12 protein-coding genes and 2 pseudogenes are annotated in these 15,174 nt (G+C 39.7%); 5 read left to right on the top strand and 9 right to left on the bottom strand.

All coding sequences use genetic code 11. The features are described from left to right. Positions 1–202 precede the first annotated feature (202 nt). The 3 genes from TOL9009_RS49380 to TOL9009_RS39370 all read right to left on the bottom strand — a co-directional run bounded on the left by TOL9009_RS49380 (position 203) and on the right by TOL9009_RS39370 (position 3,216). On the bottom strand, positions 203–571 hold the full coding sequence (locus tag TOL9009_RS49380; RefSeq protein WP_260675901.1) for a helix-turn-helix domain-containing protein: 369 nt from the start codon (positions 569–571) through the stop codon (positions 203–205). A gap of 310 nt (positions 572–881) precedes the next feature. Beyond that, positions 882–2,732 carry an aspartate kinase gene (locus TOL9009_RS0115890; RefSeq protein ID WP_029633667.1) on the bottom strand — a complete coding sequence of 617 codons (1,851 nt, stop codon included), beginning with the start codon at positions 2,730–2,732 and terminating at the stop codon, positions 882–884. A gap of 175 nt (positions 2,733–2,907) precedes the next feature. Beyond that, the gene (locus tag TOL9009_RS39370) at positions 2,908–3,216 is read right to left on the bottom strand and encodes a lysylphosphatidylglycerol synthase domain-containing protein (RefSeq protein ID WP_029633666.1); all 309 of its coding nucleotides are present in this window, start codon (positions 3,214–3,216) and stop codon (positions 2,908–2,910) included. Between the two features lie 693 nt (positions 3,217–3,909). Here TOL9009_RS39370 and TOL9009_RS0115880 point away from each other — a divergent pair. Next, on the top strand, positions 3,910–6,411 hold the full coding sequence (locus TOL9009_RS0115880) for a vWA domain-containing protein (protein WP_029633665.1): 2,502 nt from the start codon (positions 3,910–3,912) through the stop codon (positions 6,409–6,411). A 380-nt stretch (positions 6,412–6,791) separates the two neighbouring features. Here TOL9009_RS0115880 and TOL9009_RS0115875 read toward each other — a convergent pair whose 3' ends face one another. From TOL9009_RS0115875 to TOL9009_RS50895, 3 genes and pseudogenes are all read right to left on the bottom strand, one after another. Further along, positions 6,792–7,280 (bottom strand): hypothetical protein, encoded by a 489-nt coding sequence (locus tag TOL9009_RS0115875; RefSeq protein ID WP_029633664.1) that lies wholly within the window; start codon positions 7,278–7,280, stop codon positions 6,792–6,794. A gap of 35 nt (positions 7,281–7,315) precedes the next feature. After that, positions 7,316–7,924, bottom strand: a complete 609-nt coding sequence (locus TOL9009_RS0115870; RefSeq protein WP_029633663.1) for a site-2 protease family protein — start codon at positions 7,922–7,924, stop codon at positions 7,316–7,318. 368 nt (positions 7,925–8,292) lie between these two features. Further along, a pseudogene (locus TOL9009_RS50895) lies at positions 8,293–8,513 on the bottom strand (IS982 family transposase); the annotation flags it as partial. Positions 8,514–8,739: 226 nt separating this feature from the next. On the opposite strand from TOL9009_RS50895, the gene TOL9009_RS0115865 reads away from it, so the two are divergent. Then, on the top strand, positions 8,740–8,994 hold the full coding sequence (locus TOL9009_RS0115865) for a DUF4212 domain-containing protein (protein WP_029633662.1): 255 nt from the start codon (positions 8,740–8,742) through the stop codon (positions 8,992–8,994). 9 nt (positions 8,995–9,003) lie between these two features. Then, the gene (locus TOL9009_RS0115860; protein ID WP_029633661.1) at positions 9,004–10,659 is read left to right on the top strand and encodes a sodium:solute symporter family protein; all 1,656 of its coding nucleotides are present in this window, start codon (positions 9,004–9,006) and stop codon (positions 10,657–10,659) included. Positions 10,660–10,691: 32 nt separating this feature from the next. Here TOL9009_RS0115860 and TOL9009_RS0115855 read toward each other — a convergent pair whose 3' ends face one another. Both TOL9009_RS0115855 and TOL9009_RS0115850 read right to left on the bottom strand, forming a co-directional pair. Next, on the bottom strand, positions 10,692–11,534 hold the full coding sequence (locus TOL9009_RS0115855; RefSeq protein ID WP_029633660.1) for a tetratricopeptide repeat protein: 843 nt from the start codon (positions 11,532–11,534) through the stop codon (positions 10,692–10,694). A gap of 351 nt (positions 11,535–11,885) precedes the next feature. Then, positions 11,886–12,806, bottom strand: coding sequence for a ribonuclease D (locus tag TOL9009_RS0115850; protein ID WP_029633659.1), 921 nt, complete (start codon positions 12,804–12,806; stop codon positions 11,886–11,888). A 140-nt stretch (positions 12,807–12,946) separates the two neighbouring features. Between TOL9009_RS0115850 and thiD the strand changes: the two genes are divergently transcribed. Continuing rightward, positions 12,947–13,768, top strand: a complete 822-nt coding sequence (gene thiD / locus TOL9009_RS0115845) for a bifunctional hydroxymethylpyrimidine kinase/phosphomethylpyrimidine kinase (RefSeq protein WP_029633658.1) — start codon at positions 12,947–12,949, stop codon at positions 13,766–13,768. Between the two features lie 270 nt (positions 13,769–14,038). Here the strand turns inward: thiD and TOL9009_RS39365 are convergent. Then, positions 14,039–14,593, bottom strand: a pseudogene (locus TOL9009_RS39365) (NADPH-dependent FMN reductase); the annotation flags it as partial. A gap of 161 nt (positions 14,594–14,754) precedes the next feature. Between TOL9009_RS39365 and TOL9009_RS0115835 the strand changes: the two are divergent. Further along, entirely contained in the window at positions 14,755–15,036 is a 282-nt protein-coding gene (locus tag TOL9009_RS0115835; protein ID WP_029633657.1) for a hypothetical protein, read from the top strand. Positions 15,037–15,174: the final 138 nt, after the last annotated feature.

The following is a 15,174-nucleotide window of genomic DNA, read 5'->3' as shown; positions in this document are numbered from 1 at the left end:
TTGGTCCTGCTTGTCCCGCAATTATATCAACAATATCTTTCCCATCAGGTAGAACAGTAATTTGGTTTTTAAATGTATGATTTTCTTCTTACCAGAGTAATACTTTTTTTGCTCTTTATACTCTTCCGGTCTCTCTCTAGGCTGTTCGGCGCTATCCACTATAAGTTCATAATCGGTTAAAATTTCTTGCACTATCTCATAGTCACTTGCGTTTTTTTACTTGTTCAAGTAAACTTGATGGTAATAGTTCCTGTAACAGGGGAAACCAGTAATTAAATGTATCGTTGGCGGTTGATTCACTCACTCCAAACTGTATACCTAATAATTGAAACGTTGTCAGATGTCTTAAATACGTCAAAGTTAAAAGAATTTGGTCTTCGTTAGATAATTTTACTTTCCGACCACCACCTTTATTTATAATTCTAATTTTCTCAACTTCTATTTTCTGTTGCTTTTCAGTGTGTAAGGCGATCGCCTGTTTTATTAGTTGTTCTAGTTGCTCATATTTTACACCTATTAATCGCTGTGTTTCTTGGGGGTTGTCTTGAATATAACTCAGTATGCCACTCATGTTTTTGTTGGAAAAAGAGAATTTTATACTCTTTTACCAGAAAATGATTCTATTTTGGAGATGTCTAATAAATGCCACGAATAGACGTTGAAATTTACCTTAATCCCTATTAGGGATTGAAACCCAGTTCATTGAAGCCTTGGAAATTGCTTGATTAATGTTGAAACTTCACTTACTCCCTATTAGGGATTGAAACTGAAACTAACCGACAAATAATTCTAGATCATCTCTGGTAAATCGCACACATTGTAAAGACGTTCCGCCGGAACGTCTCTACGATTGTTGGTAATAACTTATTTCACTGCTGAAATTACGCCGGCACGACAAATTTTTGGCTTCCTGCAAGCCCAAAGGCTGCGTGAATAACTTGCAAAGCTTTAACACCTTGTTCTTGATCGACGACACAGCTAATTTTAATTTCTGAGGTGGCGATCATTTGAATGTTAATTTTGTGTTGAGCGATCGCCTCAAACATTTTCGCTGCAACTCCTGGTTGTCCCTGCATACCTGCACCAACAATACTCACTTTGGCGATCGCATTATCCAAAACAATTTCACCCCAGCCAAATTCTGACCCTGCTTGTTGCAGCATTTTCTTTGCCGCTTCTCCATCCATCCTCGCAACAGTGAAGGCTATATCTCGTCTGGGAACACCATCAATTACCCGACACCGCTGAGATTGGATAATCATATCCACACTGATATTATGCTGCGCTAATAGTCCAAACAACTTCGCTGCCATCCCCGGACGATCTGGTAGTTGACGAATCGCCAAACGTGATTGGTTCATGTCTAAAGCCACACCACGGACGGGGGGATGGGAGGGGGAGGACAAGGAAGAAATTCCTCGTAGTTCCCCTTGTCTCCCTGTCTCCCTGTCTCCCTGTCTCCCCCTCTCCTCATCTTCGATCTCAAACGCTTCCCGAAGTGCGGCAACAGCGCGATCGCATTCTGCGGCGTCAACTACGCAACTTACTTTCACTTCGCTAGTAGATATCATCTGGATATTCACACCTGCTTCGGCTAGGGTGATGAACATTTGAGCCGCGACACCAGGACGCCCAATCATTCCTGCACCGGAAATGCTGATTTTGGCGATTTGCTGCTGTACCATAACTTCGGCTTCTGTGGATGCACCATTTTGACTTCGCAATGCTGGGGCGATCGCTGCTGCTACGGCTTCGGCACGCTTCAATATTGGTGTTCTCACGGTAAAGGCTATGTCATTTGTATTGCCTTCATGTATTGACTGAATAATCAAGTCTACATCGACATTTTGACGGGAAATTTCTCCAAATAACCGCGCTGCAACGCCTGGTTTATCTGGTACGCGCAACAAAGCTACTCTGGCTTGGTCGGTATCGAATTCTACATCATTAACCGCAGGAGCTATTTCTAAATTCAGAAGCGATCGCTCTTGTGGTTTAGGCGAAGTTACCCAAGTACCCGGTTGATCTGTCCAGCTTGAGCGTACCACGAGGGGAACGCCGTAATTGCGGGCAATTTCCACAGCACGGGGATGCAGCACTTTTGCCCCTAAGCTGGCAAGTTCCAACATTTCATCTGAGGTGATTTCCTCTATCAACTGTGCCTCCGGAACTAAACGCGGATCTGTAGTTAAAATCCCTGGCACATCTGTATAAATTTCACAAAAATCTGCCCGCAATGCTGCTGCCAAAGCTACTGCTGAAGTGTCGGAACCGCCACGTCCCAAAGTTGTAATTTCCCATTCTTCCAGGCTGGATATACCTTGAAATCCAGCTACAACAACAACTTTGCCTTCTTTTAGATGGCGTTTTAGGCGATCGGTTTTGATATCTAAAATTCGGGCGCGGGTGTGTTCGGCTTCGGTAACAATTCCTACTTGAGCACCTGTGAGAGAAATTGCCGGCTGTCCGAGTTCATCCAATGCCATACTAACCACAGCGATGGATACTTGCTCACCAGTCGAAAGTAGCATATCCATTTCCCGACGGTTGGGATTTTTGGAGATTTCCTGCGCTAGTTTGACAAGTCCATCGGTGGTTTTACCCATTGCCGAAACCACCACAACGACAGAATTTCCGGCTTTCACAGTTTTGTAAACCCGCTGTGCCACAGCTTGAATACGTTCAACTGAACCAACAGAACTACCACCGTATTTCTGAACTATAAGCGCCATAATAAAATAATTAATAAAGAAGTCTAGAAGGAATTGTAAATTAAACTGTGTAACTAAGTTATCAGAATTAGCTGATACAGAAAAGCTAAACTTCACATTTTGTTGTTGATTTTTTTCTGCCGTACTTTAATTCAAACAGCTTCAGTAAGCCTGCGGCTACTAGCAAAGGTAAGAACTAGTAAATTGCGCGATATGCTAGTAATGAAGCGAAAATTGCCGCAGGTGAAGCTTTAGAAGAGAGAATCAGCAAAATTACCGTTTCAAAAACTCCTAAACCACCGGGAACGTTGCTGACAACACCAGCGAACATCGCTAACAAGTAGATTCCCAGAAAATCTAAAAACGACAAAGGTGTATTTGCGGGTAGCAGTGGATAAAGAACCGCTGCTGCTAAAATCCAGTCAAAGCTGGAAACGGCTATTTGCGCTAGGGATATTTTGAAAGACTGATGTAATTCGGAGGCGATCGCTTTAGGAGATCCCATCAAACCAATTGAAGACAGAAAGGAACTACGCTATTTGGTGTACCCCAGTTTAACAGCTTTACCTGATGTGGTTGTGGCATTGGTTCGCGCTGATTCAGGCGATCGCCTCCTTGATTATTTCAGACCCGGCGCGTGAACTACCTACACCGACCCGTTAGGGCGGTGTAGGCTTCCGGTTTCATCGACAAATGCCTTTCTACCTTGCAGCTTATTGGTCTTACTTCGCCTCGACACGGCAAGAACGGGGTTCCCTCCGTCCATAGATAATATCCGAATGCCTTCTGTTCTGACAAAAAAGTTTTTGTAAGCTTTGTCTAGATTAATAGCTACGCACTGCAAAACCGATAGCTGCTTTAAGCTAAATATTCCAGAATCCTTGATTGCAAAGGGGTGAGGGGAGATTCCTATTCACCCCTTTTCTTTGACTTGACATCTATATAGTACAAGTGTACTATAGTGATATCAACCTTAAATGGGTAACGCAAATATGCTTTCTCGTTGCCCAAATTTTGTCATAGTTCAACGCACATCGCGCAGGTTTTGTAAACGCAACTATCTTGATTTGTTCTGCCACTGTAAAAATTAGTTGGCATCACTTTCATATAGGGTTTTATCGGTCAATTCACAAGAATTGTGAATTGACGAAACTGTTCGTGCAGATAAATCATCAACATTACTAGGGAAGGTATAAATATGGCGAAGAAAGCTGCGAATACCAACGAATCATCTACTAATAACCGGACAAAATTCACGCTTTACAACTTAGTCGGCAAAGAAAAAGCTCACTATTTAGTAGATAAAGTAAATCTACAAATCAATGCTGAAATTAGCGATAAATCCGTAGCTCATAGTATTATTATCATAGACCGTTCCGGCTCGATGTCTTATGATATTGCGGCTTTAAAAGACACTTTAATTAAGCTTTTAACGCTAGATGAATACATTAATTTTCAGCTAGTTATCACCTTGATATCTTATTCTTCCAAAAAAGACGTAACGTGTCACTTCCAGCGCGTTCCCATTCAAGAAGTGATGAAACAAAATTCGTCTTATTTAGAAGAAATTAAAAAAATTCGCGCAACTTATCTTACATGCATATCTCAAGGGATGCAAATGGCAAAATCGCTGATTAAAAAAGAAGAACTTACCGCTATAACTTTGCACAGTGACGGTTATGCAAATGATAGCAGCCCTAGTGCAGAAGCTAAAGCGCTCTTAGAGATATGCGAAGAACTCAAAAGCATGGATGTGTTTGTCAATACCATCGCTTATTCCAATGCTTCTGACTTTAAATTGTTGTCGAAAATTGCCAACACTGTCTCAGGTGTTTGTATTAAAGCTGGTGATGTTAAAGAAGTTTATAACGCGATTTACAGCACTTCAAAACTATTAGGTGGTGCAGTTGCGGCAGCGATGGAAGAAACTTTAGCTGCTGATTATAGTTATCAAGTTTTCTTTTCTAAAAGTGCAAAGAAAATTAATGGTACAAATCAGACGTTAAAAATCTTTGGAATTAAGCCAGAAGATGAGGGAATTATCTATAAATATAAGCAGATTTCTCAAGTTGCTTACGAACAACTTAAAGATGTGCCGATCGCACAAAATGATGAGTCTGTATATGTCTTTGCCAAAGCTAATTTAGCTGAGGGTAATTTGAATACAGCCAAGTATGCGATCGCAAGCACTTTTAATGCTACTTTAACAGAAAGACACGCCAAAGCTTTGACCAATCAAGAAATCGCTAATTTTGCCCAAGATATCGAAATTGCCCTCTTTTATCCTAATATATTGCGCGAGCATGAAATTCAGGGTAAAGTCAAGGTAAATAACCGAATTTCCCTGCTAGAACTGATTAAAATCTTTGAAGAATATCGCAGCAGCATTATTATCAATCTCAAACATCTGCAAGACAATTATCAAAGAAAAGGTATTAAGCGAGTAAATGGTCTTAGAGATGAAAATGGCAATCTTGTCAAGCCTTGGTTGACAACAGAATATATAGATATTGGTGAATATGTTGGGATGGGTGGATTTGAAATTAACCAGAACACCGCTACTATCAATATGCTTGTGACTCGCAAAGTCAAGCTTGTTAAATGTGAAGACAAAACACCAATTATTGAAGTTGCAGGTTTGCTGGTAAATGATTTAGCTGCTTTTAATAATTATACAATTGTCAGTGATGGCGAAATAAATGTGAAGTCACTCCAAGTCAAAATCAGTAACAAAAAAGCTTTTGACTTACTTAAAAAAGCAGGAGTAGTGGAAACTGATAAATTTGACTTCAAGAGTGAGTATACTATCAACCTAGAGAATTTACCTTTAGTCTCTTTTGATGAACGTTACAGCAGCATTGATAATTCGTTCTATGAATTAGCAGAAATTAAAGTACTTTCTAGTATTATTTCCGCGCATTTGAAACAAGAGTCAGATGTATTTTTACCAGAACAATTGGATGAGTTGAAAAAACACTATCTTTCTAAGAATCTTTACATCAACTTCCCAACAACTAACGAATACACCGATATTCAACAAGCTGTAGCTAACGGTACTGTTGACTTGCGAGTAAGCTATAAAATTGATATTGGTAGCAAAGACATACTCAATTTCGGTAAGTTACATTCTGCAAACAAATTTCTTGATAGGATGTATCAGGTTTATGACAAAGAAACCGGAGAGATTTTCGTCAAACCTACTTTCGAGATGGCTTTAAATGAAAATATCGCTTTTCGTCACAAGCAATTGTCATCCCGCACGAAAATTACCACAGTCGATGACTTGATGAAGTTGATTTTTGACGACTTTCTCGGACTTGAGAATAATCAAATAGTTGCAGCTATTTTGTCAAAAGTTGGTGCTGATAGCTTGGTACGAGTCTTATATAATCCTGTTAGTAAAGAGGAAATGATTGCAGCTTTGACGGCAGCAAATAAGAAGCTAGAGAAATATGCAGAGAAAATCTACCGTGAGAAAATTTCTCCCTTAGTATTTTACATCGGTTCTACTGGACTTTTGCCAGATGAAATGTCAGCGAAAGCTATGACTGCGGAAGAACTTGCATTGTTATACCCCAATTTGCAGTTTTCCAAAGATGAGCAGGAAGGCACATTTTTTCAAATTGGTGAAAGCATTATTAGTGTGTACACCAAAACTGAGTATTACAGCAAAAAGCTCGTTGTTGGTGTGGAAGAATAATTAGCAAGAGATAAAGTTAAAATTATCTGGTGCGTTACATTTTGTAATGCACTTTTTTTGCTATTTACTATCATCGCAACCAACAATTTATCAAATTTAAGTTATAGCGATTCCCACATTCATGAGGTACAGAATGTTGAATTAACCGCTTCGGAAGATAGATAAACGCTGATGGACGCAGATAAATTTGTACCTCAGCAGACTAGGAAACGCTATAATATTATATCATGTCTTGTATCTTGTACCTTTACGCATAAACAATGAATCAAATAGTTTTTAGTAGCTAATTTAACCTCAATAAAATATTCTCAAACAGTCCTCTTTCAGAGGACTTTAGCTATAAGATAGGGACTTATAGTCCCTGACGGTCGGGAACCACATTACAGATTTTTTAAGATGCAATTATGGCTAGAACGCATGGAAGAAGAAATATGATGGGGGAACAAAAATATTGATACGGTAACAATGCCTATGACGATAAAGGAAACTGAGACAAAAATACTTAATAAAATCATGATAAAACCTCTAGAAATGATCAGGTAGCGTTCGATAAAGGATGAAGAAGTCCGACCACCTAGATAAACGAAGCTGCCAACAATTAGTAATCTAGCCAGTAAGTTAAACCCATTTGTAAATAGTGAATCTGAAGAACAGATAATTTTATCTTCTTTGATAATTTTTAAATTTCCGAACACTCCTTCAGAAAAATTTTCGTTGAGCAAATATTTGCCTGATTCATTGTTGACATCATATACAAGAGAAAAATTAGATTGGCTAATACTTGCCACTGGTTCTGCTGAACGCACATTCACAGCAACGAAACTCAGGGCAACACCAACTGTAGCTGCTGCAAGTTTTTGTTTTATCACTACAATTTTCCTTTTTTATTGGTAAAAGCAGATAATTACAAGCCAGTAATTCCCTGGATAACGAAGTCAGCAATTAATCCTAATCCGACACCAAAACTTGGAATTAAAAATAACAGCATCAAAGCAAAAATACCGAATTGGGTATTTTCTAGTTGTTTTAATTTGGGAAAGATTTCACTAAATACATGAAAGCCATCTAATGGGGGAATTGGTAAAAGATTAAACAGAAATAAAATAAAATTTATCCGTGCTGCCAAATAAACAAATTCGACACTCAAAAGCCCTGAAAGATTAGGGTTAGAATAAACTTTAAAAAGCAGAATAAATATAATTCCTAAAGCTAAATTCGATAATGGTCCGGCTGCGGATACTAGAATATTGCCTAGCTTTGCAGAGCGAAATTTAGAAGGATTAACAGGCATTTGTCCCCAAGCAATACCAGCAATGCAAAGAAAAATGATTGACTCCCAGCCCATGTGAACTACAGGATTAAGAGTAAGATGACCAGTTCTTTGCGGAGTATCATCACCCTGACTCATCGCAGTCCATCCATGAGCAAGTTCATGTAAGGTGATAGAAAATATGATAATTACAACGATTCTGAAGAAATGTATCGGATCGGTGATTAATGTGTTGATAAACATATATTTAAGCTTGTGTAGAAGTTAAGCCAATATCAGCGGTTTTTATTGTTAGTGAGATTGAAAGCGAGTTATTTAATTAAATTGGGTCGGATAAATGAACTGGCTAAAAGTTGCAGTTGTGGCGATCGCGTTGTTGCAGCTATCCCGACTCTGAATCTGTAAAAAATACAAATAAGTATCATAATTGACCTTTTAAACGGTGATTATCCCTGAGTCTACTGATACATATGTTATACAACTTATTACGGTAATAACCACTGTAATTTTTAGTATATTTGATAACTTTTTTTACACAATTTTATAATTAAAACTTCGACAAATTCTAAGTATTAATACGAATATCAGTGTTTATTCAAGTAATAAAACTATATTGATATATTGTGTAGTCGCCGATTAAATCGTGACTTTTCTAACATATTTGGTATGAAATTGTGGTCTTGCCTGTAGCTGCAAGCACTTGCTGTGACTACCATTAAAAAATATTGCCGCTTCCCATTGCCGTTGTAATAATTTCCGCATCGCTCATATTACGACGAATGTCATCTTCATGCCCAATCGCTTCTAAAAGATCATCAGTGATAGCGCCGATTTGGAGCCTACCGAGGCAGAGAGAAGCCTCTAGATTTGTTTTTTATTAATTATGTTTTAATTTATTTTTCCAAACAATCAGCAAATTAACTAAGAATTCTGAAGAAGATTTGAAATTATTGGTATTCAATGAGAAAATCTGACGTAATCTTCTTACAACCCTAGACATGATTGTTGCGTGATGATTTATGTCATTTTGGTTTATGATCCACTTCCGATAAAAAACAATGGATGAACAACAGCGTCGGTCTTATTGGCGTGCTAATACTGCTTTAATCCGTAATCTTTTAATTGTCTGGGCATTGGCTTCGTTAGTTTTTAGTATTTTGTTGGTTCAACCATTAAATGCAATCCGCTTTTTTGGTGTACCTTTAGGCTTTTGGATGGCACAACAAGGATCAATCTTGATATTTGTCGCATTGATTTTCATTTACGCCTTCCAAATGGACAAGCTAGACCGTAAGTATAATATCAGGAAGTGAGGAAAATCTGTGTCAGTTGAAATTTGGACGATTTTGTTAGTTGGAATTTCCTTTCTCGTCTATATTTACATTGGTTGGCAATCACGAGTTAAAGATACTAAAGACTTTTTTGTTGCAGGTCAAGGTATACCTTCAATCGCTAATGGTGCAGCTACTGCCGCTGATTGGATGTCCGCAGCCTCGTTTATTTCAATGGCAGGATTGATTTCTTTTTTGGGCTACGACGGTTCTATTTATCTGATGGGCTGGACTGGTGGATATGTGCTGTTAGCATTGCTTTTAGCTCCCTACTTGCGGAAATTTGGTAAGTATACGGTGCCGGATTTCGTCGGCGATCGCTATTACTCGAATGTCGCTCGAATGGTAGCAGTTATTGCAGCAATTTTCGTTTCTTTTACTTATGTTGCTGGACAAATGCGAGGCGTAGGAATTGTTTTCAGTCGTTTCTTGCAAGTAGATATTAATACAGGTGTAATTATCGGCATGGTGATTGTCGGGTTTTTTTCGGTGCTGGGAGGTATGAAAGGCATCACCTGGACGCAAGTGGCACAATACTGTGTTTTGATTTTTGCTTACCTGATTCCGGCTATAGCGATCGCCTGGTTACTTACAGGTAATCCTGTTCCCCAACTGGCATTTACCTTTAGCGATGTTGCCGACAAGCTGAATAAAATACAGGTTGACTTGGGGTTTGCAGAGTATACTCAGCCATTTGTGAACAAGTCGATGCTCGATGTGCTGTTCACCACAATTGCGCTAATGGTAGGTACTGCTGGCTTGCCCCATATTATCGTCCGATTTTACACCGTACCGAGTGTACGTGCAGCACGCTACTCTGCGGGTTGGGCGCTGTTGTTCATTGCTATTCTTTATACTACGGCTCCTGCACTCTCTATGTTTGCCCGCTACAACTTAATCGATTCTCTACACAATCATACGCTTGCCGAAGTGCAGCAGCTAGACTGGGCGAGAAAATGGGAAAAAACAGGATTGCTAGCCTTTGATGACAAAAATAAGGATGGGCGTCTTCAGTTAACTCCAAATAAAGACACCAACGAAATTAACATTGACCGAGATATTATTGTGCTTTCTACGCCAGAAGTAGCGAAACTTGCCCCTTGGGTGATTGCCTTAGTAGCAGCTGGTGGGTTGGCAGCTGCCTTGTCTACCGCATCAGGTCTGTTACTAGTAATTTCTAGTTCTATCGCCCATGATGTCTACTACCGTATGATAGATTCAACAGCATCAGAAGAAAAACGGGTGTTTGTTGGGCGCTTGATGGTAGGTTTATCCCTTGTCCTTGCTGGCTACTTTGGGGTAAATCCACCGGGATTTGTCAGTGAGGTGGTGGCTTTTGCTTTCGGTTTGGCAGCTGCTAGCTTCTTTCCAGTGATTTTCTTAGGAATTTTCGACAAGCGCACCAATTCTTACGGAGCGATCGCTGGTATGTTGAGCGGTTTAATTTTCACAATAATTTACATCGTCAGCGTGAAGTTTTCAGGTATTCAACCTTGGTTTTTTGGAGTTTCTCCGGAAGGAATTGGCACTTTGGGTATGTTAATCAACTTCGCTGTGACTCTGGTAGTTTCTCGCTTGACTCCTCCTCCTCCAGCAGAAATTCAACTGTTGGTAGAAAACCTCCGCACTCCTGCTATTGAAGAATAGCGGCGATCGCCAACTTTTTTCTTTTACTTCTTCTACTGCCCCAATTCTTTGAGATTGTTCATCACTTCTTGGTATAATCCTTTGTTGTTTTCTCGCTCAAAAATAGTTGCAGCGCGTTGCAAGTCGGCTTTTGCTCCTTGTTTGTCTTTATTTGCGGCGCGGGCGTTGCCTCGGTTATTATAAGCTGGGGCAAAGTTAGGATTAATGCGAATGGCTTCGTTATAATCAGCGATCGCTCCTTGAGGATCTCCGTTGGCTTGGCGGGCGTTACCCCGGTTATTATAGGCTATGGCATATCTAGGATCAAGGAGAATCGCCTGATCGAAATCATCAACCGCACCATTTATGTCTTTCATCGCTAAACGAGCATTTCCCCGGTTATTGTAAGCTTCAGCATAGTTAGAATTAATCCGAATCGCTTCGGTGTAATCGGCGATCGCATTATTACTGTCTCCATTTGCAGCACGAGCATTTCCTCGGTTATTATAAGCTGGGGCAAAGTTAGGATTAATGCGAATGGCTTCGTTATAATTGGCGATCGCTTCCTGTTTGCTGCCCATATCAAAGTAAGCAAGTCCTCGGCTATTATAAGCCTCGGCATAGTCAGGATTAAGGTTAATCGCATTTGTATAAGCTGCGATCGCTGCTTGTAAGTCTCCTTTTACATGTTGACTTTGCCCCTGAATATAAAAGTCCCCAGCTTTCGATGCTTTACCAACTCCCCGACTAGCAGGACTCACTTTTATTTCTGTTACCAATACACTTTTGTTGTTACCGCAGGAAATAATTGCAGTTGCGATAAATGCACTAAGCATAGCGATGGCAAATGCTTTTCTAAATTCTGTCCACTTTTGCTCAAATAACCCCACTTTCATAATTTACGATAAACCGCTATTAAGCCTAGATGAAATTAGCACGAAAATCAATTTAATTCTTTAACTAAAAAATAATACTCAATTTTCCATCATGTGCAAAGTAAATTCACAGGCTTTTTTCATATTTCATAGCTTTAATTAAGGATTCGCGTTGTATCTTTCCGGGATAATTTTCTGATACACATCAAAAATTTAACGTTTTGTAGAGACGTTCCGGCGGAACGTCTCTACGATTATTTTTATAAAAATGGTATCTTATGTAGCAAGAATCGGTGTTACATGTTGTTTCTTATACTGAAAAACCAGATTCCCGACTTCTCTAAGAAGTCGGGAATCTCAATTAAAAATTATTTATTCCTTTTCCACATCATCCGTCTCATTTTTAGGTGACAATCGCAATGAAGTTGTTTTTTCTGTATCTACAGACAATCGTTCGATATTTTCTCCTAAATCTGTTTTTAGTTTCTTCGTCAGTGTAATCGGAAAATCTAAATTAATACCTTCAGTTTGTACTAGTCTTGCCAATTCTCTAAAGGTTACTTTCACCGTTTCCCGTTCGTAGCTAGTAAGTTTAAAATCTGAAGTTTCTGAGAAATTCTGAGCTTGCATTGCTTGTTTAACTCGTTCTTGCAGATGTTCTAACTCGGAATTTACTAGTTTAGATTGTTGCTGAACCTGCTGATATCTAGCTGCGAGTGAGATTAAATCTTCTTTTGCTGGCTCAGGATTAATTTCTTGACTTAATTCTATCAAACGTTGGTGAATTTGAGCAAGATAAATGCAGTCTAGACAAGCATATTCTATTTGTTCTTCGCTTAAGGGACGTTTGCCCCAATTGCTACTTTGTTCTTGTTTATCAATATTGTTAAAGTTACAAAGTTCCAGAGCTAAAGTTTTGAGTTGATAGTTGGATAATGGCAATATATAGTAAGGAATTTTCTTCGCCATTTCTAAAGTACAAGTAATATTTTTAGCTTTTTTGTTACCAAGAAGTTTTAAATCATAGCTAGCATTGTGAAAGACTTTTTCAATAGAAGGATTTAGCATAATTTGGCTAATAAAGTCAGCGATGATATCAGGTTGATCTAATACATCCAAAACGTAAGCGCGATCGCCACTCATATCTTTAGCATCATCTAACACCTGAATCAGCGATAATCTCGGATTTTTACTTTTATAATCAGCGACTTCTGTATCTATCCATAAAATTGGGCTATTCGTATATTCGGCAACAAGAGAACGGATTTCGCTGACTGATGTCAAGTAAGGCATTAGCTAATTCCTGATACTAAGTTACAGTCTCCCAAGTTAACATTTTGCCAGATGAAATCACCTATAAACTTCTTTCGTAGTAAGCACTTCAGTGCTTAAAATAAGCACTAAAGTGCTTACTACAAATTTTATCCCCCATTATGAACATCCAAACAACATCCAAAATACCTGTTGCTTTAACCATCGCTGGTTCAGATAGCGGTGGAGGTGCAGGAATTCAAGCTGATTTACGCACCTTTGCTTTTCACTGCGTCCACGGTACGTGCGCTATTACCTGCGTCACAGCACAGAATACTGTAAGTGTACTGCGGGTTGATGCAATGCCAAAAGAAGCTGTTATTGCCCAAATTCGCGCCGTAGTTGAAGATATTGGAGTGCAAGCAGCGAAAACGGGAATGTTACTTAACCAGGAAATCATTACCGCTGTTGCCCAAGAAGTAGAAACTTTACAAATCGTTAACTTAGTAGTCGATCCTGTAATGGTATCACGCACCGGGGCGCAATTGATTTCTGATGATGCTGTACAGACTATAAGTCATCTCCTCATCCCCAAAGCGATAATTGTCACCCCAAATCGGTATGAGGCACAGATTTTAACTAACTTAGAGATTAATTCTCTGGATGACATGAAAGCAGCAGCGCAAATGATTCATCGCGAATTGAGGGCAAAAGCTGTTTTAGTTAAGGGTGGAGGGATGCAAGGAAGTTTGCGAGGTGTTGATATCTACTTTGATGGGCAAAAATTGGAAACTTTATCAACTTTACACGTAGATACAAAAAATACGCACGGTACTGGTTGTACTTTATCGGCGGCGATCGCTGCTAATCTAGCAATGGGGAAAGACTTGTTCACTGCGGTGCAACAAGCAAAAAATTACCTCACCACTGCATTATCTCACGCTTTAGACATAGGCAAAGGGCAAGGTCCTGTAGGACATTTTTTCCCATTGTTAAAAAAATAACAAACGCGCTCGATTTGACGCGAAACTATATACTAAATATTAGGACAGAATCAGTAACGCACCAAAGCTTTCCGACTGCAATTCGATTGTGACTCGATGCAATGCGATCGCTTCTCAAGTCAGATCCCCGACTTCTTTAAGAAGTCGGGAATCTCAAGAGTCTTCGTGACAAAATCAGAAACGGATCGCATATCTATTTCAGATGTGTACACCGTAGTCCCGTGGGGGGAGAGGTTTGCAGAGGGGTTCTTTAAATCCCTCGAACTGACGTTAAAATGGGGTTCCTTTTTCTTTTCTTTGTCGTTGCAATGCTTCTTCGTACCACTCGAATTCATCCAAAAATTGACCGACTCTTTTTGTCAAATCCGATGCGAGTGAAGCACCTGATTCATCTAGAGAGTCCCCAATTTTGGAAATAGCAAAAATGCTTGAAATAGTAGGCATTCCCATCTCTGACAGAAAAGCGCGTAACTGTATGGCTGCCCGCACTCCTCCAAAACCACCAGGTGAATAGGAAACAATACCAGCCGGACGGAAAAAGTATTCTTCTAAATAATGATCCATCAGATTGCTCAACCCTGGCTGAATGGAATGATTATATTCTCCCGCAACAACTACAAAACCGTCTGCTGTTCGGATATGGTCTGCGAGTTCTTCCATTTTTGCAGGAGCCTGACCTTTCTCATACTCCTTATACATCCGGTCTAAGATGCCAAAGTCATGCTCCTTTGCATCTGCAAAAATCACTTCATGGTTTCTTTGTTGAAGCTGATCAATCATGAATCTGGCAGCTTTGATACCTTGGCGATCGCTCCTGTAGGAACCATAAAAGGTAACCGTTCAGGGGGGTAACGAGAGAATAAGAGTTACAGGCGATTTAATTGGTTGATCTAGCTACGTCGTGGGCTCCTCAAATTTAGTAACAATTGTTGGGGTTGTCAGGCGATCGTCAATTAGGGAGACCAAAATCTGGTAATGTGAAATTTATGGAACAAAAGCACCTATCCTACATCGAGCAGATACCCCGTGTTGATTGGGAAAAAACTCCAGCCAGCGTCCAAAAACTGGTAGAGGGGATGGGGCAGCAAATCGAAAGCTTAGAAAAACAATTAGCAGAAGTCCTGACAATCCAGCAACAGCTATTAGAGAAAGCTAATCGTACATCTCAAAATTCATCATCACCTCCCTATGCAGACCCGCCAGGATTTGGGAAAAAGCAGGAGAAAAAGAAAAGTAACAAAAAACGGGGAAGGGCAACCAGGTCATGAAGGTAAAAAATCGTGACTTTATACCCACCAGAAGAATGCACAGAGGTGGTTGAGCATCATCCAACAATATGCTCTGGTTGTGGAGAAAGCCTAACTGGAGTTGATGAGAATCCATACAGACACCAGATAGTTGAGATT

Origin of the sequence: [Scytonema hofmanni] UTEX 2349 (assembly GCF_000582685.1) — a bacterium.
GTDB lineage: Bacteria > Cyanobacteriota > Cyanobacteriia > Cyanobacteriales > Nostocaceae > Hassallia > Hassallia hofmanni.
Note: the sequence above shows the minus strand (reverse complement) of the source record. Positions and strands in the feature narration are given on the sequence as shown.